Raw genomic sequence first — 18,914 nt, 5'->3', positions numbered from 1 at the left:
TCTATGCAACCCAATGTGGGAGCGGGCTTGCCCGCGATTGCGCTGTATCAGTCGATACATGTGCTGACTGGCACACCGCACTCGCGGCTGCCCGCTCTCAGGTCTTGGGCTTGGCGTGACTGGCCAGGCGCTCCAGCGCTGCGCGCAACTTCGGATCTGTAATCCCGTCTGCCGTCGCCTGGATGGTTTCGGCGGCATTCACCGACAAATCCATGGTATGCCCCACCGCACCTTGCTGCACGGTCGGTGGCTGGACCTTGAACTGGATGCGCTGCAGGCTCTCAAATACCTCAAACGCCTGTAGCTGGCGCTGCAAGCGTTTTTGTTGGTAGCGCAGGCGGGTTGCCCAATGCCCATCGGTGACGATCAGCAGCAGCGTACCTTCACGCCACGACGCCACATGACAGTGCTCGCGGGCAGCAGGTTGCAGTTGGCTTTCCAGGAGGCGTTGCAGATGGCCCAGGCGTTGCGCATGGCCAAAGATGGCTTTTAAAGGCTTGGCTTCGCGCAGCAACACGGCGGGAGCACGGGCCGTAAGAGGGCGAAATGCCATGATCTAGACACCTTAGGTAACAGAGCCGCCATGGTAGCAGAAAGCGTGTGCGGCACCGTGGTCATTGCTTTGTCAGCAGTTTATCCATTAAATCAATAAGTAACTTCTCACTCGAATGGGTTGAAGTTCAGCAAAAAGCCCCTATTTTAAACAAGCCCTCTGGGAACGCTGTGCCTGCATCGTGGAACAACGCCACTTTCCTCACCCTCGTTTCCGGGTAGAATGCTCGTTCGCATGCGGCCGTGAGGGCTGCTCGGGCGACTCATGGGGCGCCCCTTCATCCCTAATGTGTGGAAGAACCTGCCGATATGTTTGCGCCTTTGTTAAAGAAACTTTTTGGAAGCAAGAATGAGCGCGAAGTCAAACGCATGCTCAAGACGGTGCAGCTGGTCAATGCCTTCGAAGAGCAGATGGTTGCTTTGTCGGACGAGCAATTGCGCGCCAAGACCGAAGAGTTCAAGGCCCGCATAGCCAAAGGTGAGACCCTCGACAAACTGCTGCCTGAAGCCTTTGCGGTCGCCCGCGAAGCCGGTAAGCGGGTGATGGGCATGCGCCACTTCGACGTCCAGTTGATCGGCGGCATGACCCTACATGAAGGCATGATTGCCGAAATGCGCACCGGTGAAGGCAAGACCCTGGTGGCAACCCTGGGTGTTTACCTCAACGCACTGTCCGGCAAGGGCGTGCACGTTGTGACGGTGAACGACTACCTGGCCCGCCGGGACGCCAACTGGATGCGTCCGCTGTATGAATTCCTCGGCCTGACCGTCGGCGTCGTGACGCCGTTCCAGCCGCCGGAAGAGAAGCGTGCCGCCTACGCCGCCGACATCACCTACGGCACCAACAACGAATTCGGTTTCGACTACCTGCGCGACAACATGGCGTTCAGCATGGAAGAAAAATTCCAGCGCGAACTCAACTTTGCCGTGATCGACGAAGTCGACTCCATCCTCATCGACGAAGCCCGTACCCCGCTGATCATCTCCGGCCAGGCCGAAGACAGCTCGCGCCTGTACACCGAAATCAACAAACTGATCCCGCGCCTTGAGCAACATATCGAGGAAGTGGAAGGCGTGGTGACCAAAGAAGGTCATTACTCCATCGACGAGAAGACCCGTCAGGTCGAACTCAACGAAGCCGGTCACCAGTTCGTCGAAGAAATGCTGACCCAGATCGGCCTGCTGGCTGAAGGCGAAAGCCTGTACTCGGCGCACAACCTGGGCCTGTTGACCCACGTGTATGCCGGCCTGCGCGCCCACAAGCTGTTCCATCGCAACGTCGAATACATCGTCCAGGACGGCCAGGTAGTACTGGTCGACGAACACACCGGCCGTACCATGCCCGGTCGTCGCTTGTCCGAAGGCCTGCACCAGGCCATCGAAGCCAAGGAAGAGCTCAATATCCAGGCCGAGAGCCAGACCCTGGCCTCGACCACCTTCCAGAACTACTTCCGCCTGTACAACAAGCTGTCCGGCATGACCGGTACTGCGGATACCGAAGCGTTCGAATTCCACCAGATCTACGGTCTGTCGGTGATGGTTATCCCGCCGAACAAGCCGCTGGCGCGTAAAGACTACAACGACCTGGTGTTCCTGACCGCCGACGAGAAATACGCGGCCATCGTCGCCGACATCAAGGAATGCATGACCCACGGCCGTCCGGTCCTGGTGGGTACTGCCACCATCGAAACCTCCGAGCACATGTCGAACCTGCTCAACAAGGAAGGTATCGAGCACAAGGTCCTCAACGCCAAGTTCCACGAAAAAGAAGCCGAGATCATTGCCCAGGCCGGTCGCCCAGGCGCGCTGACCATCGCGACCAACATGGCCGGTCGTGGTACCGACATCCTGTTGGGCGGCAACTGGGAAGTGGAAGTGGCGTCCCTGGACAACCCGACCCCTGAGCAGATCGCCCAGATCAAGGCCGACTGGCAGAAACGCCACCAGGCAGTGCTGGAATCCGGTGGTTTGCAGGTGATCGCGTCCGAGCGTCACGAATCGCGTCGTATCGACAACCAACTGCGTGGCCGTGCCGGTCGCCAGGGTGACGCCGGTTCCAGCCGTTTCTACCTGTCCCTGGAAGACAGCCTGATGCGCATCTTCGCCTCGGATCGGGTAAAGAACTTCATGAAGGCCCTGGGCATGCAGTCCGGCGAAGCCATCGAGCACCGCATGGTGACCAACGCCATCGAAAAGGCCCAGCGCAAGGTCGAAGGTCGTAACTTCGACATTCGTAAGCAACTGCTGGAGTTCGATGACGTCAACAACGAACAGCGTAAAGTGATTTATCACATGCGTAACACGTTGCTGGCCGCCGACAACATTGGCGAAACCATCGCCGACTTCCGTCAGGACGTGCTCAACGCCACCGTCAGCGCCCATATCCCGCCACAGTCCCTGCCTGAGCAGTGGGATGTTGCCGGCCTGGAAGCGGCGTTGAAGAGCGACTTCGGTGTCGATCTGCCGGTCCAGCAATGGCTCGACGAAGACGACCACCTGTACGAAGAAACCCTGCGCGAAAAACTGATGGCCGAACTGCTGGCCGCGTACAACGAGAAAGAAGAGCAAGCCAGTGCCGAAGCACTGCGCACCTTCGAGAAGCAAATCGTTCTGCGCGTGCTGGACGACCTGTGGAAAGACCACCTGTCGACCATGGATCACCTGCGTCATGGTATCCACCTGCGCGGCTACGCCCAGAAGAACCCGAAGCAGGAGTACAAGCGCGAGTCGTTCACGCTGTTCTCCGAGTTGCTGGATTCGATCAAGCGCGATTCGATTCGTGTGCTGTCCCACGTTCAGGTGCGTCGCGAAGACCCGATCGAAGAAGAAGCCCGTCTGCGCCAGGAAGCCGAAGCCCTTGCCGCGCGCATGCAGTTCCAGCATGACGAAGCACCGGGTCTTGAAGCACCTGAAGTGCTGGGCGAAGAAGTCGACGTGGCCCTGGCCCAGGCGCCGGTGCGCAACGAGCAGAAGCTGGGTCGCAACGAGCCGTGCTGGTGCGGTTCGGGCAAGAAGTTCAAACACTGCCACGGCGAAATCAACTAAGATTTTTGCCTGACGCTGCAATACCCCCGCGCCGCGACCGGCATCAGCCGTCGCGGCGTTTTGCCATTTAATCACCGTCGACGACGACGGTGCAGACATCGTTAAGGAGCGCATTCATGGCTGTTGGTCTTGGTCCTTTGCCCACGTTGCACCCGGTTGCCGGTTTTGAACTCGGTATCGCTTCGGCCGGCATCAAACGCCCTGGGCGCAAAGACGTGGTGGTGATGCGCTGTGCCGAAGGCTCGACCATCGCCGGTGTTTTCACCCTGAACGCGTTTTGCGCCGCGCCGGTGATTCTCGCCAAGCAACGCGTCGAAGGCCCGGTACGTTACCTGCTGACCAACACCGGCAATGCCAACGCCGGCACCGGCGAACCAGGCCTGGCCGCTGCCGCGCGCACCTGCGCCAAGCTGGCGGAGTTGACCGGCGTGGACGCCAGCCAAGTGCTGCCGTACTCCACCGGGGTGATCGGTGAGCCATTGCCCGTGGAAAAAATCGAAAACGCCCTGCAAGCCGCGCTGGACGACCTGTCGGTGGATAACTGGGCGGCCGCGGCCACCGGGATCATGACCACTGACACCTTGCCCAAGGGCGCCAGCCGCCAGTTTGTGCATGACGGCGTGACCGTCACCGTGACAGGTATCAGCAAAGGCGCGGGCATGATCCGTCCGAACATGGCGACCATGCTCGGCTACATCGCCACCGACGCCAAAGTCTCCCGTGACGTGCTGCAAAACCTGATGCTTGATGGCGCCAACAAGTCGTTCAACCGCATCACCATCGACGGCGATACCTCGACCAACGACTGCTGCATGTTGATTGCCACAGGCAAGGCCGACCTGCCGGAAATTACTTCGTCCAACGGCCCGCTGTTCGCGGCGTTGAAGCAGGCGGTGTTTGAAGTGTGCATGGAAGTGGCCCAGGCCATCGTGCGTGACGGTGAAGGCGCGACCAAGTTCGTTACCGTTGAAGTCAACGGCGGCGGTAATCACCAGGAGTGCCTGGATGTGGGTTACACCGTGGCCCACTCGCCATTGATCAAGACCGCGCTGTTTGCGTCCGACCCGAACTGGGGCCGGATCCTCGCGGCGGTTGGCCGTGCCGGCGTACCGAACCTGGATGTGAGCAAGATCGACGTGTTCCTCGGCGATGTGTGCATCGCCAGCCGTGGTGCCCGTGCCGAGACCTACACCGAAGCCCAGGGCTCGGCGGTGATGCAGCAGGAAGAAATCACCATCCGTATCGAGTTGGGGCGCGGTGAGTGCAGCGAAACCATCTGGACCACCGACCTGTCCCACGAGTACGTGAAGATCAACGCCGAATACCGTACTTGATACCTGCCCGGGGCATTAGCAATGCCCCGGCAGGCGCCGGCTTAGAGGACGTAAAACCGTGAAACGAGTTCATGTAGCAGCCGCAGTCATTCGCGGTACCGATGGCCGGATTCTGTTGGCCCGTCGTGCAGATACCCAGCACCAGGGCGGCCTCTGGGAGTTTCCCGGTGGCAAGGTGGAGGCCGATGAGTCGGTGCTCACCGCACTGGGGCGAGAGCTGCAGGAAGAATTGGGTATCCAGGTCACCACGGCCCGGCCGTTGATCCAGGTACAGCATGATTACCCGGACAAGCAGGTGTTGCTGGATGTCTGGGAGGTCTCGGCGTTTACCGGCGAGCCCCACGGCGCGGAAGGGCAGCCCCTTGAATGGGTGGCGCCACGGGACTTGCAGAACTACGAGTTTCCCGCGGCCAATGCGCCCATCGTTGCTGCTGCCCGTTTGCCCGCCGACTACCTGATCACCCCAGGCGAACTGGAAACCCCGGTGCTGTTGCGTGGTATCCAGAAAGCCGTTGCCGGTGGTATCAAACTGATCCAGTTGCGTGCGCCCAATGGCTACGACCCCAAATACCGCGACCTGGCGGTGGACGCCGTAGGCCTGTGTGCTGGCAAGGCGCAATTGATGCTCAAGGGGCCGTTTGAATGGCTCGGTGATTTCCCGGCTGCTGGCTGGCACATGACCTCGGCGCAACTGCGCAAATACGCGAGCAAGGGCCGACCGTTGCCCAAGGACCGCTGGTTGGCGGCGTCTTGTCACAATGCCGAGGAACTGGCATTGGCCGAACTGATGGACGTGGATTTTGTCACTCTGTCGCCGGTGCAGCCGACCCAGACTCACCCTGATGCGCAGCCTCTGGGTTGGGAAGAGGCGGCGCAGTTGATCAAGGGCTTCAGCAAGCCGGTGTTTCTGTTGGGCGGGGTTGGGCCTGACGAGCGGGAGAAGGCCTGGGAGAGCGGGGCGCAGGGTGTGGCGGGGATTCGGGCGTTCTGGCCTGAGGTGTGAGTTGTCATTGCTGGCCCCATCGCAGGCAAGCCAGCTCCCACATTTGAATGTATTCACAAATCAAAATGTGGGAGCGGGCTTGCCCGCGATGAGGCCCTGCCAAACAATACAAAACCCTGCAGAGTCTCAGTGCGGCCTAGCCGCCTGCCACAAAATCCCCACATTTGAATGTATTCACAAATCAAAATGTGGGAGCGGGCTTGCCCGCGATGAGGCCCTGCCAAACAATACAAAACCCGCAGAATTTCAGTGCGGCTTAGCAGCCTGCCACAAAATCCCCCACACTTGAATGTATTCACAAATCAAAATGTGGGAGCGGGCTTGCCCGCGATGAGGCCCAGTCAAACAATACAAAACCTGCAGAATTTCAGTGCGGCTTAGCCGCCTGCCACAAAATCCCCCACACTTGAATGTATTCACAAATCAAAATGTGGGAGCGGGCTTGCCCGCGATGAGGCCCTGCCAAACAATACAAAACCCCGCAGAGTCTCAGTGCGGCTTAGCCGCCGCCTGCCACAAAATCTCCGCAATCCCTTGCCTCCGGGCAATCACCCTTGCTGCCACAAATAGCAAATCCGATAGCCGATTGATATACGCCAATCCCACCCCTTCCAACGGCTCCAGCGCATTCAGTTGCTGGCAGCGCCGCTCGGCGCTACGGGCCAGGCTGCGGCACACGTGGGCCTGGGCAATCAGCGCCGAACCGCCGGGCAGGATGAAGTTCTCCAAAGGCCCGACTTCTTCATTCCAGCGATCAATCGCGGCTTCCAGGCGGTCCACCTCGCCCGCATTGAGCGCCTTGTAGACCGGCATTGCCAGCTCGCCACCCAGGTCAAACAGTCGATGCTGGCAGGGTGTTAGTACCTCGATCACATCGTTCAGCGCGGGATGCTGGCCGCTTTGCTCCTCAAGGCCGGCCAACAGCAGGCCCAGTTGGCTGTTGAGGCTGTCCACTTCACCGATCGCCTCCACCCGGGGGTGATCCTTGGGCACGCGGCGGCCGTCACCCAGGCCGGTTTCGCCCTTGTCGCCGGTACGGGTGTAAATTTTCGACAGGCGAAAGCCCATGGTCAGTGCTCCAGTTGAGTCAGTTCGTGGGGGGCAAGCTGGCTGCCGGCCAGTGGCAGGCGCAAGGTGAAACAGGTGCCCTGGCCCAGGGTGGAGTGAACCTCCATCTGGCCCTTGTGGTTGTTGGTGATGATGAAGTACGAGACCGACAGGCCCAGCCCCGTGCCCTGGCCGATTTCCTTGGTGGTGAAGAACGGTTCGAACGTGCGTTTGCGCACGTTCTCACTCATGCCGATGCCATTGTCTTCCACCTGGATCTCGGCCCAGGGTGGGTTGAGCCGGGTGCGCAGGATGATGCGCCCAGGCTCGCTGTCGTCTTCGCGCAGGTGGATGGCCTGGGCGGCGTTTTTCAGCAGGTTGAGCAGTACCTGCTCCAATTCGTTGGCGGTGCCCGGCACGGGGCCCAGCAATGGGTCGAACTGGCGGATGATCGCCTGGCCCTTGAAGTCGAAGCCGATGGTCAGGTCGAAGTCGTTACCGGCAATTTCCACGGCCTGGTCAATCAGGGCCGGCAGGTCGCAAGGCGCCATCTGACGGTTGCTGCGGCGGCTGAAACTGAGCATATGGGTGACGATTTTCGCTGCACGGGCCCCGGCTTGCTGGATGCCGTCGAGCAGCTGCGGTACTTCGCGGCTTTGCAGGTAGCGGTTGACCGTTTCCAGTTCCACGCCCACCTGCTCGGCATGCTCCTGGTTTTTCGGCAGGTCCGCCGACAGGCGTCGCCGAATGTTCTGCACGTTGTGCAGGATTGCCCCCAACGGGTTGTTGATTTCGTGGGCCATGCCTGCGGCGAGCCCGCCGACTGACAGCATTTTCTCCGATTGCACCATCATTTCTTCCAGGGACAGGCGCTGGGTGATGTCGTCGATACGGATCACCACCCCGCGCCCGGCGCCACCCATCAGCGGGTAAAAGGTCAGGGCATAGTGCTTGGGTTCGTCGTCCTTGATCCAGGTAACGCGCTCGATGCGCTCCACCGTGTGCTGCTCTACCGTGGCCTTGAGCTGGGGCAGATAGGGCTTGAGCGGTTCGAAGGCGAGGAAGATCGGCTGGTTCAGGGCTTCATCCAGGCGCGTGCCGGACAGGGCGCTGGCTTCCTGGTTCCATTGGGTGACGTAGAGCTGCTCGTCCAGGGCAATCAGGGCGGAGGGCATGGAGTCGATGATGCTGTTGAGATAGTTCTGAAAGCCGGTGAGTTTTTTCTCGATCTTGCTGCGAACCTGCACTTCCAGTTCCAGCTTGCGGTTGGTATGCCGGGTTTCCTCGGCCAGACCCCGGGCCTGGTCGTAGGCGGCCTGGGAGTCGTCCCGTGCGCGCTTGAGTTGCTGCTCCCGAGCTTCGATGCGCGACAGCATGGTATTGAATGCTTCGGCCAGGCTGCCGATTTCGTCATGGTTGCCACGACCGGCCCGCAGGGCGTAGTTCTCCTCGCGGGTGACCTGGCGCGACAACTCTTCCAACTCGTGGATGGGCCGGGTAATCAGGCGTTTGATCTGCCGGGCGATCACCATCCACAGCAGGATGCTGAAAATCAGGATGCCAAGGCTGGCGGTCAGGGTGCCGGTGTAGAAAGCGACTGGCAGTTCGCTGCTGGCCACCAGCAGCAGATGCCCTGAGGGCAGGCCGGGGCGGGGCAGGGTGATGACTTGATTGCTGCGAAACTCGGTAACCCGCCACGCCTCGATGTCGCGATAGTGCGCCGGCAGTTGCAGGCGATCACCGTGTTGCAGTTGCGCCAGGCGACTACCTTCGCCGTCATACAGGGCCGCCGCCCGCAGTGGCGAATAGCTGGTCAGCTCGTTGAGCAAGGCATCGGCGTTGGCGGGAGAGTCCAGGGCTTGCGCGGCGAGGGCGGGGTTGGAAACCAGCCGGCCAATTGCCTGCAAGGCTTGCGGGGCCATGCTTTCCTGGGAGATCCAATAGGCGGCGCTGATAAAGGTCAGGTTGGCCACCAGCAGCACGGTGGTCAGCAGTACCAGCAGGGCCGCCAGCAGTTTCTGCCCGACGGGGAGGTTTTCGAGACGCTGGCGCAGTGGCATCAGGTGGTTCGCAGGCAAGGATCCAGTTGGCAGGGTAGCGCGTGCCTCAGTCGCTGGGCAATCCGTGTGCGTCCAGGTAGCCGGCCAGGCGTACCTGCAGTTGTTGCAGATGCGGCAGGCTCAAACGATGGCGCAAGGCCGCCTGGCAGGCATGGCCGAGCAGATAGCTGATCTCGGTGCGCCGCCCGTTGGCCACGTCCTGGTACATCGACGAAAAGTTGGCCGCTGTCGCCTGGATCACCCGCTCCACTTCGGCCTGCAGATTCTCGGCCGCCGCGGGCTGGCCGCAGCACGTCAGCAGCTCGCCGAGCTCGGCACACAAGGTCGCCACCTCGCAGTGATGCGCCTGCAATCCGCCATTGCGGCATTGATAGAGCACCGTCAGCGGATTGATCGCACAGTTGAGTGCCAGTTTTCGCCAGAGCCGCGTGAGGATGTCGGTGCTCCACTGGTGGGGAATGCCGGCAGCGTGCAGGTCGTCCAGCCACAGCGGCGCCGTGGGATGGCTGGCGTCACCGAGCCAGGTGAAGCCGTGGCCGGCGAATACCACGCTGCCATCACTTTGCCGAAACGCACCCTCGGTGCTGGAGGCGAAGATACAGCGTGCCTGGGGCAATAGGGCGGCAACCGCATCCTGGCTGCCCAGGCCGTTCTGCAGCAGGATTACCTCGGCATTGGGTGTCAGGCGTCGTGCCAGCTGTGCGACAGCGCCAGGAGCATCGTAGGCTTTACACGCGACCAGCAGGCGATCAATTGGCTCGGGGCTGTCGGATGTTTGTGCAGCCACCGGATAAGTCTGGGCATGCCCTTGCTCGACCAGGGTCAGCCCGGGAGATGCCCGATAGCGGCTCAGGCGCGCCTGATCGCGCAGGATCAGCGTGACGGGCAGGCCAGCGCGGGCCAGGCGTGTGGCCCATAATGTGCCGAGACTGCCTGCGCCGAGGACATGCCAGGTGGTGGACATCAATTTTGCTCCGTAAGCCGCTGGGTGAGCCAAGCAGCTCAGGGTAAAGAGTCGTTATAATGCCCCGGCATTTTACCCGCAAGCCAGGCGCGCTCCATCTTTACTGAGCCGCGCCCCTTTTTTATTGGAGAAACTACATGCCGTCGTTCGACGTGGTATCTGAACTGGACAAGCACGAAGTCACCAACGCCGTCGAGAACGCCGTCAAGGAGCTGGACCGTCGTTATGACTTGAAAGGCAAAGGCAGCTTTGAGTTCAAGGAAAAGGAACTGACGGTCAACCTGACCGCTGAAGCCGATTTCCAGCTGGAAGCGATGATCGAGATCCTCAAGCTGGCCCTGGTCAAGCGCAAGATTGATGTGCAGTGCCTCGAAGTCAAGGATGCCTACGCTTCGGGCAAGTTGATGAAGCAGGAAGCGGTGCTCAAGGAAGGTATCGACAAGGAGCTGGCGAAGAAAATCGTCGCTCACGTCAAGGACGCCAAGCTCAAGGTCCAGGCCGCGATCCAGGGCGAGCAGGTGCGTATCACCGGCAAGAAGCGCGACGATTTGCAGGATGCGATTGCCGCCCTGCGCGCCAAGACCTTTGATATGCCGCTGCAGTTCAACAACTTCCGCGACTGATCCGGTTTTCGGGAACCCGTAAGGGATTTCGACGTCCCACGCCCCAGAACCTGCAGAAACGATTGAGCCCTACGGGGCTCAATTGCTGTGGCGACCTTTATATGCAGTGCTAAACAGGAGAATCTAGATGGACTTGAATGCTGAAGTGGATCAATTGATCAAGGCTTCCCAAGCCTGGGTCCCGATGATCATGGAGTACGGCAGCCGGGTATTGCTGGCGGTGCTGACCCTGGCCATTGGTTGGTGGTTGATCAACAAGTTGACCCACAAGGTAGGGCGCCTGCTGGCCCTGCGCAATGCTGACCTGGCGTTGCAGGGCTTTGTGACCAGCCTGGCGAACATCGTGCTCAAAGTGATGCTGATTGTCAGCGTCGCCTCGATGATTGGTGTCGAAACCACCTCGTTCGTCGCCGCGATTGGTGCCGCGACCCTGGCCATTGGCCTGGCGTTGCAAGGCAGCCTGGCTAACTTTGCCGGTGGTGTACTGATCCTGCTGTTCCGCCCGTTCCGCATCGGTGACTGGATCGAAGCCCAGGGCACGGCGGGTACCGTCGATAGCATCCAGATCTTTCACACGGTGATCCGTACCGGCGACAACAAGACGGTCATCGTGCCTAACGGCATCTTGTCCAACGGCATCATCACCAACACCAACCGCCAACCGACCCGCAAGGTGGTGTTTGACGTAGGTGTCGACTACGAAGCCGACCTGCAAAAGGCCCGTGAAGTGCTGCTGGAACTGGCCAAGGACCCACGGGTTCTGGCGGACCCAGAGCCGGTCGCCGTGATTTCGACCCTGGGCGACAGTTCGATCACTGTTTCCCTGCGCGTATGGACCAAGACTGCAGATTATTGGGATGTGATGTTCATGTTTAATGAACTGGCGCGGGATCGCTTGAAAGCTGCAGGGATTGATATCCCATTCCCGCAGCGCGTTATTCGCGTGATGCAAGAAGCACCTGCCAAGTAATGACGGGAGCAGGGATCGAACTTGGCTGAATGGTCAAGTTTAATCGCGGTAACAAACTAGATAGCTAGCTTGCTAGTTATTTAAGCGGTAGAAATATTAGTGCAATAAAAAGCCGCTCACTGGTTAACAGTGAGCGGCTTTTTAATTAGGGGCCGAAGCCCCTGGGCATCTTCGATTACAAGATGTTCAGCGGGTATTGCGCGATCAGACGCAGTTCGTCGATCGACGAAGAACCGTAGTAAACGCCATCAGACGAACGATAAGTCGCTTGGCGAATACGCAGGCTCAGGTCTTTGGCCGGGCCGCTCTGGATCACGTATTTGGCTTCGAGGTCACGTTCCCACTCTTTGCCGTTCGAGGTCAGGGCGGTATTGGCGCCGCTACCGGTAACGTACGCAGCCAGGAAACTCAAGCCAGGTACACCGAAGGTGGCCATGTCGAGGTCGTAACGGGCTTTGAAGGATTTTTCACCTTCGGCGTTAAAGTCGGAACGGGCGACGGAGTTGGCCAGGAACACTGTGCCGCCACCATCAATGCCGTAGCCGTAGTCGCCGTCACCGGAAACCTTCTGGGCAGCCAGGGTGAAGGTGTGTGCACCGATGGTGTAGGCACCCTGCAAGCTGAACGCACGGTTGTCGAGTTTGGTCTCGTTGTCTTTGAAGGCGCGTTGCAGGCCGGCACCGTCGCTCTTGGTGTCGTAGATGTTGAAGTCTACAGCCACCGACTGGTCATCGCTCAGAGCATGGGTCCAGTTGACGTTGGCGTAGTATTTGCGCCAGTAGTCTTCGACTTTCGAGTAGTAGAGGCTGGTGGTGAACTCAGGCGTCCAACCGTAGGTACCACCCACGAAATTGGCTTGCTTGATACCCCGGGAGGTTTCAGGGAAATCGAGGATACTGTCCCTGTAGGTTTGCGCCTGGGCAACGCTGGAAGTGAAGTGACCGGCTTCAAGCTTGAGGTCTTTGATCTCGTTGCTGACGATCGAGATACCTTGCGGCAGCTCCGGCAGCAAGCGACTGTCGTCGGACGCGAAGACCGGCGCAGTGGTGTACTGGTCGCCGACTTTCAGCACGGTATTGGAGAGACGGAACTTGATGGCGCCGCCGCCCTTGGAGTACTCATCCTCTGAGCGGCCATCCGAGCCTTCCGGGAACAAGCCAGTGCCATTCCGGCCTCTGCCGCTGTCCAGTTTCACGCCCAGCAGGCCGATTACGTCAACACCCACACCGATGGTGCCCTGGGTGAAACCCGACTGGTACAAACCGTTGAAGCCCAGGCCGCTTTCCCGGGTGTAGCTTGTACCCGACTTGTTGTTGCGGTTATCCCGGCTGAAGTACAGGGCACGGGTGTTGATGCTGAAGGTGCTGTCTTCGACAAAACCTTTGGCATCATCTTGGGCGGACGCCATAGCGAACTGTGAGGTGCCTGCTGAGACAGCGAGGGCGATCATGCTCCACTTCATCACGCGCATCGTGATTTGCTCCTTTGGTTTTAGGAAGAGTACTGCCGTCCCACCTGTATTTTTGTCTGGGCGGCTCTTTCTTTTTTGTGACAGCGCAAACTTATAGCACGCTGGCAATAATTGGCGATACTTGCACATCTGTCCTTTCAGCTTCTTTACGAGGCTGTCGTAAATTGCTAGATCCATGTCGCAAATCTACAGTCTGTTTGTCACCAGACTGACAACTTCAATACTGTCTTTAATACCCTGTACAGGGGTGCAAAGTACCCTGTTCAAAGTTTTAAAACTTCCTGTAGGTGTATTGACTCACTGTTGTTTTTATCGTGAAACACTGCCTTCCTGGCAAGTGCCGTTGTCGACGATATGGGAGTGAATGCAACAAGCGTGCTCAAACTGCCGGGCGGATGTCATTTTTTCGTGAAAAATGTGTTGGATCTGTGAAAAGCGCCTGAAAACGGGGCTTTTGCGTGGTTTTTTTTGGAACTCGTGGTGCCGGTTGTGCGGGATTTCGAACGCGCAAAAATACGTTTCTGTCAGAAATGTTACCGGTCCACCCTGTGGAGTGAGTAATCGGCGGATAAGCCCTGCCCGATGTAGGGCATAAAAGACTCATTTTGGTGCATCTGCCGATTGCCGCAGGTGTCGCGCGGATTGCCCCGTGAAGCAGTCGCCATTCGCAGGTATGCTGGGCGCCTGAAACTGACTAGCCGAACGGAGTGACTGCGGTGTTCGCCTTGGATCCACGTCTGCAAAACGACACCTTGCCCATCGGGGAATTCCCCCTGTGCCGGCTGCTGCTGTCCAATGACTCTAACTACCTCTGGCTTATCCTGGTGCCGCGCATTGCCGGCATCAGCGAAGTGTTCCAGCTCGACGCTGGCGACCAGTCCCGGTTGTGGCACGAAACCACCACGTTGGCACAGTTGCTCAATGACGGGTTCGGCGCCGATAAAATGAACATCGGTGCGCTGGGTAACGTGGTCAACCAGTTACATGTGCACGTGATTGTGCGCAAACGCGACGATGCGGCTTGGCCTGCACCAGTCTGGGGCAAGCACCCGGCAGTACCTTATAGCGACGATCAGGTGGCGCTGATTCGTACCCGCCTGCGGGAGCTACTGCCGCCCGAATTCATTTTTGCCCAGGACTGAACCATGGACCTGCAAGATCGTGTGATGGACCTTGAGAGCCGCCTGGCTTTCCAGGACGACACCATCGAGACGTTGAATGACATCCTGGTCGCCCAGCAGCGGGCGGTAGAGCGTCTGCAATTGCAGATGACGGCCTTGCTCAAGCGTCAGGAAGAAATGGGCGGGCAGTTCGAGTCTTCCGAGGAAGAAGCGCCACCGCCTCATTATTGAGGGTTCGGGAAAAGTCCCGGCGATAAAAAACCGCGATGCAGTGTTAGCTGCATCGCGGTTTTTTTTGAGGCTTGCTCTGGGGTCAGCGACGCGGCAGGGCGGCGATCACGTCTTCAGCTTGCAGGCCTTTGTCGCGATTCATCACGGAGAACTCCACGCGCTGGCCTTCCACCAGGACGCGATGGCCTTCGCCGCGGATGGCCCGGAAGTGGACGAAGATATCGTCGCCCGAGTCCCGGGAAATAAAGCCGAAGCCTTTGGATGTGTTGAACCACTTGACGGTCCCGGTATCCCGGTTGGTCATGTCGTAGTTTTGCGAGCTGGCCGGGGCAGACGAACGGTAGAAGCTGATGGCCAGGTGAAGAACGATCGCGACCACCGCAATGGCCAGGCTGAGCAGGATGGCTGGATGGCCGCCGACTTCAGGCATAGGGGCCAGGAGGGTGAGGGTTTGTACCACGACAGCCAGCACCAGCAAGGCGCTGACCAGGTTTTGCAGTTGATGGCGTGTGCCTTTGTTCCAGTAGGGAATCACTGGCGCCAGCGTCAGGTTGAGAAGGCCGAACAGAGCCAGGTACAGCGCGTCGTGTTGTTGCAGGTACGGCAGGCTTTCTGGTTGCAGGCTCGGGATAAAGGACAGCAGCAACGCTGCAGCGCCCGTTAGCAGGTGGACGATTTTCAACATTTTGATTAACTCACGTTAAGACGGATCACGAAGGAAGAGCTGACTGGCACGGTTCGCTTCTGAACAATGGGAGGCGTTGGGCACGTGCGCGATTATTCAGCCTATGCCGCTTGCCGCAGGAAATAGCGGCGGCGACACGCAGCCTATTTAACAGCAAAGCCTGTGCCTTCTCAAATCAAGCGTTTCAGGGCGTTGCAAAGATCATCGCATTTGTGCGGCAAACCCTTGTCCTAGACAGGTGCGGGTGTTTTTAACCGTGGCAGGCCTTGCCGCCCGTGGTCGAGCGCGATGCAAAGGGGCGATTTGCCGCAGGCCACCTGCGGCGGTAGGGCTGCGCAAGGCGAGGACTCTTGCTAGAGTGGGTAAGCACCTGATCAATGAATTTTCATCAATTGAAGGGAATAGACATGGCAATCGATATCGGTATCAGCGAAGAAGATCGTAAATCCATTGTTGACGGACTTTCACGGCTGCTTTCAGATACCTATGTACTTTATCTGAAAACCCATAACTTTCATTGGAACGTCACGGGGCCACAGTTTCGTACATTGCACTTGATGTTTGAAGAGCAATATAACGAACTGGCGCTGGCGGTTGACTCCATTGCCGAACGTATTCGTGCCCTGGGCTTTCCTGCGCCGGGTGCCTACTCTATCTATGCCCGTCTGTCTTCGATCAAGGAAGAAGAAGGCGTGCCCAGTGCTGAAAACATGATCAAGCAACTTGTCGATGGGCAGGAAGCCGTTACCCGCACCGCACGTGGGATCTTCCCGTTACTTGATAAAGTCAGCGATGAGCCGACTGCGGACTTGCTGACCCAGCGTATGCAGATCCACGAAAAGACCGCCTGGATGCTGCGCTCGCTGCTCGAAGGCAAGTAAGCACCGCAGGCCAGTGGTGCCTGGCAGGCGCCACTGGCTTCAGCTGATTGCTTCCTGATACCTGCGTTGGCTTGTCCTACGCACAACAACTCTCCGTCTTCTGGCTGCACTTGCCTGCTTGATGTTTTATAGGCTCAACGGCCAATAACAGCCGTTTGTTCAAGAGCCGTTTGGCAAGGGAGTGTCAGGTGTATGTCGCGTAGTACGGGTAAAGGTGTGCTGGAAACTTCCGGCGTCTACAAGATAAAGATCGACCCTTTCGTCAAAGGGTTCGATATGGCATTGGCACGGCCACTGTCGCGCTCTGTCCGGTTGAATGGTTTTTCAACATGCCTGCGGCTTGAAGAAGTGTATTGGAATATTCTTGGCGAAATCGCCAGGATCAATACCTGTTCGGTCAGTGCGTTGCTGTCCTACGTGGATCGCGAGGTGCACTTGCGTTATGGCGGGGTGAAGAATTTCAGCGGTCTGGTCCGGGTCGTGTGTGTGGTTCATGCGTTGAAAGGGCAGGCTTCAGCCGTCAATCAGGCGGGCCTTATATAGCCGGGTTAGCCGAGACCGGAGCCGCAGGGGTGTTTCTATATAGTGCGTTGCACGTTGCCACGGCTGCACAGCCTCGATTTAACGGATATAATCTCGCCCTTTGCTGCGCAACCGGCTCTACCCGGGCGCAGCGCAGCAATGACGTGATCGCCGAGACATCCCATGCCCATGTACGATTACCAATGCGCTTCCTGTGGTCACCAGTTGGAAGCCATTCAGAAGATCAGCGACGCGCCGTTGGTCGATTGCCCTGCTTGCCAGGCGCCCGAGCTGAAAAAGATGCTGTCCATGCCGGGTTTTCGCCTGAGCGGTAGCGGCTGGTACGAGACCGACTTCAAGACCGGCGCCAAGAAGAATCTGGCGGGCGGCGACAAAGCAGACTGAGTTGAACTCTACGCGCGAGCTCCTGCATTATCCGTGGCCTGACTTAAAAGGTGCGGTGTCCGAGCAGGAACTCCACCGAATTTCGAATTACGAGAAGTGAAACCACTACCATGATGCGCAGCCACTATTGCGGCCAACTGAACGAGACCCTGGAAGGTCAGGAAATCACCCTTTGCGGATGGGTTCACCGTCGCCGCGACCATGGCGGGGTGATTTTCCTCGATATCCGTGATCGTGATGGTCTGGCCCAGGTGGTATTCGACCCGGATCGCGCCGAGAGCTTCGCCGCCGCCGACCGCGTGCGCAGCGAGTACGTCGTGAAAATCACCGGTAAGGTCCGCCTGCGTCCGGCCGGTGCCACCAACGCCAACATGGCGTCGGGCATGATCGAAGTCCTGGGCTACGAGCTCGAAGTGCTGAACGAGTCGGAAACCCCGCCGTTCCCACTCAACGAGTTCTCTGACGTTGGCGAAGAAACCCGCCTGCGTTATCGCTTCCTCGACCTGCGTCGCCCGGAAATGGCCGAGAAGCTGCGCCTGCGTTCGCGCATGACCACCAGCATCCGTCGCTTCCTCGACGAGAACGGCTTCCTCGACGTCGAGACGCCGATCCTGACCCGCGCTACGCCAGAAGGCGCACGTGACTACCTGGTGCCAAGCCGTACCCACGCCGGTAGCTTCTTCGCCTTGCCGCAATCGCCACAGTTGTTCAAGCAACTGCTGATGGTCGCCGGCTTCGACCGTTACTACCAGATCGCCAAGTGCTTCCGCGACGAAGACCTGCGCGCCGACCGCCAACCGGAATTCACCCAGATCGACATCGAGACCAGTTTCCTCGATGAAAAAGAGATCATGGGCCTGACCGAAGAAATGATCCGCAACCTGTTCAAGGAAGTGCTGGGTCTGGAATTCGGCGAGTTCCCGCACATGACCTTCGAAGAGGCCATGCGCCGCTACGGTTCCGACAAGCCAGACCTGCGTAACCCGCTGGAACTGGTTGACGTTGCCGATCAGCTCAAGGAAGTCGACTTCAAGGTGTTCAGCGGCCCGGCCAACGACCCGAAATGCCGCATCGCCGCACTGCGCGTGCCAGGCGGCGCGAGCATGCCGCGCAAGCAGATCGACGACTACACCAAGTTTGTGGGTATCTACGGTGCCAAGGGCCTGGCGTACATCAAGGTCAACGAGCGCGCCAAGGGTGTTGAAGGCCTGCAGTCGCCAATCGTCAAGAACATCCCGGAAGACAAGCTCAATGTGATCCTCGATCGCGTTGGCGCAGTCGATGGCGATATCGTGTTCTTCGGTGCCGACAAGGCCAAGATCGTCAGCGAAGCCCTGGGCGCGCTGCGGATCAAGCTGGGTCACGACCTCGACCTGCTGACCTGCAAGTGGGCCCCGATGTGGGTTGTCGACTTCCCGATGTTCGAAGAAAACGACGACGGCAGCTTCAGCGCCCTGCACCACCCGTTCACCGCACCCAAGTGCACGCCACAGGAGCTGGAAGCCAACCCGGCCGGCGCGCTGTCCCGTGCCTACGACATGGTGCTCAACGGTACTGAGTTGGGCGGCGGTTCGATCCGTATCCACCGTAAGGAGATGCAACAGTCGGTGTTCCGCCTGCTGGGCATCAACGAAGCGGAACAGGAAGAGAAGTTCGGCTTCCTGCTCGATGCCCTGAAATACGGTGCTCCACCCCACGGTGGCCTGGCCTTCGGTCTTGACCGCCTGGTGATGCTGATGACCGGTGCCCAGTCGATCCGTGAAGTGATTGCCTTCCCGAAAACCCAGAGTGCTGCGGACGTCATGACCCAGGCTCCAGGTGTGGTGGATGCCAAGGCACTGCGCGAGCTGCACATCCGTCTGCGCGAGGCGCCGAAGGCTGAGTAAGGCTGCGGCGTGAAAGCGCGATAAGGTTGTACGCAGTCAAAAAGGCGCATCTTCGGATGCGCCTTTGCGTTTAAAAGAGGGAAATCTCGCCTGGGGCGGGATTGAAAGGTTTCT

17 protein-coding genes are annotated in these 18,914 nt (G+C 59.0%); 11 read left to right on the top strand and 6 right to left on the bottom strand.

Annotated features, from left to right (window positions below; all coding sequences use genetic code 11):
- Window positions 1-97 precede the first annotated feature (97 nt).
- Window positions 98-553 carry a DUF721 domain-containing protein gene (locus tag PSFL_RS22175; RefSeq protein ID WP_057440138.1) on the bottom strand — a complete coding sequence of 152 codons (456 nt, stop codon included), beginning with the start codon at window positions 551-553 and terminating at the stop codon, window positions 98-100.
- Between the two features lie 308 nt (window positions 554-861).
- On the opposite strand from PSFL_RS22175, the gene secA reads away from it, so the two are divergent.
- From secA to PSFL_RS22160, 3 genes are all read left to right on the top strand, one after another.
- Entirely contained in the window at window positions 862-3,597 is a 2,736-nt protein-coding gene (gene secA / locus PSFL_RS22170; RefSeq protein WP_115128834.1) for a preprotein translocase subunit SecA, read from the top strand.
- Between the two features lie 116 nt (window positions 3,598-3,713).
- Window positions 3,714-4,931 (top strand): bifunctional glutamate N-acetyltransferase/amino-acid acetyltransferase ArgJ, encoded by a 1,218-nt coding sequence (gene argJ, locus PSFL_RS22165; RefSeq protein WP_057440140.1) that lies wholly within the window; start codon window positions 3,714-3,716, stop codon window positions 4,929-4,931.
- 58 nt (window positions 4,932-4,989) lie between these two features.
- Window positions 4,990-5,934 carry a Nudix family hydrolase gene (locus PSFL_RS22160; RefSeq protein WP_120734018.1) on the top strand — a complete coding sequence of 315 codons (945 nt, stop codon included), beginning with the start codon at window positions 4,990-4,992 and terminating at the stop codon, window positions 5,932-5,934.
- Window positions 5,935-6,423: 489 nt separating this feature from the next.
- Here the strand turns inward: PSFL_RS22160 and PSFL_RS22155 are convergent, their stop codons facing one another.
- Genes PSFL_RS22155 through PSFL_RS22145 form a run of 3 tightly spaced genes read right to left on the bottom strand, consistent with a single transcriptional unit; the run spans window position 6,424 to window position 10,005 of the window.
- The gene (locus PSFL_RS22155) at window positions 6,424-7,002 is read right to left on the bottom strand and encodes a cob(I)yrinic acid a,c-diamide adenosyltransferase (RefSeq protein ID WP_115128832.1); all 579 of its coding nucleotides are present in this window, start codon (window positions 7,000-7,002) and stop codon (window positions 6,424-6,426) included.
- Between the two features lie 2 nt (window positions 7,003-7,004).
- The gene (locus tag PSFL_RS22150) at window positions 7,005-9,041 is read right to left on the bottom strand and encodes an ATP-binding protein (protein ID WP_397470485.1); all 2,037 of its coding nucleotides are present in this window, start codon (window positions 9,039-9,041) and stop codon (window positions 7,005-7,007) included.
- 46 nt (window positions 9,042-9,087) lie between these two features.
- A complete protein-coding gene (locus PSFL_RS22145) occupies window positions 9,088-10,005 on the bottom strand; it encodes a putative 2-dehydropantoate 2-reductase (RefSeq protein WP_057440143.1) in 918 nt (305 codons plus the stop codon).
- A gap of 137 nt (window positions 10,006-10,142) precedes the next feature.
- On the opposite strand from PSFL_RS22145, the gene PSFL_RS22140 reads away from it, so the two are divergent.
- Both PSFL_RS22140 and PSFL_RS22135 read left to right on the top strand, forming a co-directional pair.
- Window positions 10,143-10,628 carry a YajQ family cyclic di-GMP-binding protein gene (locus PSFL_RS22140; RefSeq protein WP_057440144.1) on the top strand — a complete coding sequence of 162 codons (486 nt, stop codon included), beginning with the start codon at window positions 10,143-10,145 and terminating at the stop codon, window positions 10,626-10,628.
- A 127-nt stretch (window positions 10,629-10,755) separates the two neighbouring features.
- Window positions 10,756-11,598, top strand: coding sequence for a mechanosensitive ion channel family protein (locus tag PSFL_RS22135; protein ID WP_115128830.1), 843 nt, complete (start codon window positions 10,756-10,758; stop codon window positions 11,596-11,598).
- Window positions 11,599-11,773: 175 nt separating this feature from the next.
- Here PSFL_RS22135 and PSFL_RS22130 read toward each other — a convergent pair whose 3' ends face one another.
- Complete coding sequence (locus PSFL_RS22130) at window positions 11,774-13,069, bottom strand: OprD family porin (protein WP_397470484.1); 1,296 nt, start codon at window positions 13,067-13,069, stop codon at window positions 11,774-11,776.
- A gap of 716 nt (window positions 13,070-13,785) precedes the next feature.
- On the opposite strand from PSFL_RS22130, the gene PSFL_RS22125 reads away from it, so the two are divergent.
- Together PSFL_RS22125 and PSFL_RS22120 are read left to right on the top strand one after the other, a co-directional pair.
- Complete coding sequence (locus PSFL_RS22125) at window positions 13,786-14,211, top strand: HIT domain-containing protein (protein WP_057441386.1); 426 nt, start codon at window positions 13,786-13,788, stop codon at window positions 14,209-14,211.
- A 3-nt stretch (window positions 14,212-14,214) separates the two neighbouring features.
- Entirely contained in the window at window positions 14,215-14,421 is a 207-nt protein-coding gene (locus PSFL_RS22120; protein ID WP_057441383.1) for a SlyX family protein, read from the top strand.
- 82 nt (window positions 14,422-14,503) lie between these two features.
- On the opposite strand, the gene PSFL_RS22115 is transcribed toward PSFL_RS22120, so the two are convergent.
- Window positions 14,504-15,106: a cold-shock protein gene (locus PSFL_RS22115; protein ID WP_057441381.1), complete on the bottom strand. Its 603-nt coding sequence runs from the start codon at window positions 15,104-15,106 to the stop codon at window positions 14,504-14,506.
- Window positions 15,107-15,513: 407 nt separating this feature from the next.
- Here PSFL_RS22115 and PSFL_RS22110 point away from each other — a divergent pair, with 407 nt between their 5' ends.
- From PSFL_RS22110 to aspS, 4 genes are all read left to right on the top strand, one after another.
- Complete coding sequence (locus tag PSFL_RS22110) at window positions 15,514-15,987, top strand: Dps family protein (RefSeq protein WP_029300319.1); 474 nt, start codon at window positions 15,514-15,516, stop codon at window positions 15,985-15,987.
- A gap of 192 nt (window positions 15,988-16,179) precedes the next feature.
- Window positions 16,180-16,530: a ribbon-helix-helix domain-containing protein gene (locus PSFL_RS22105; protein ID WP_057441379.1), complete on the top strand. Its 351-nt coding sequence runs from the start codon at window positions 16,180-16,182 to the stop codon at window positions 16,528-16,530.
- A 162-nt stretch (window positions 16,531-16,692) separates the two neighbouring features.
- On the top strand, window positions 16,693-16,914 hold the full coding sequence (locus PSFL_RS22100; protein WP_057441377.1) for an FmdB family zinc ribbon protein: 222 nt from the start codon (window positions 16,693-16,695) through the stop codon (window positions 16,912-16,914).
- Window positions 16,915-17,024: 110 nt separating this feature from the next.
- Window positions 17,025-18,800: an aspartate--tRNA ligase gene (gene aspS, locus PSFL_RS22095; protein WP_057960524.1), complete on the top strand. Its 1,776-nt coding sequence runs from the start codon at window positions 17,025-17,027 to the stop codon at window positions 18,798-18,800.
- Window positions 18,801-18,914: the final 114 nt, after the last annotated feature.

Origin of the sequence: Pseudomonas sp. DD1 (assembly GCF_044510355.1) — a bacterium.
Lineage (GTDB): Bacteria > Pseudomonadota > Gammaproteobacteria > Pseudomonadales > Pseudomonadaceae > Aquipseudomonas > Aquipseudomonas shahriarae.
The sequence above is the reverse complement of the archived record's forward strand: the minus strand, read 5'-3'. Positions and strand labels throughout refer to the sequence as shown.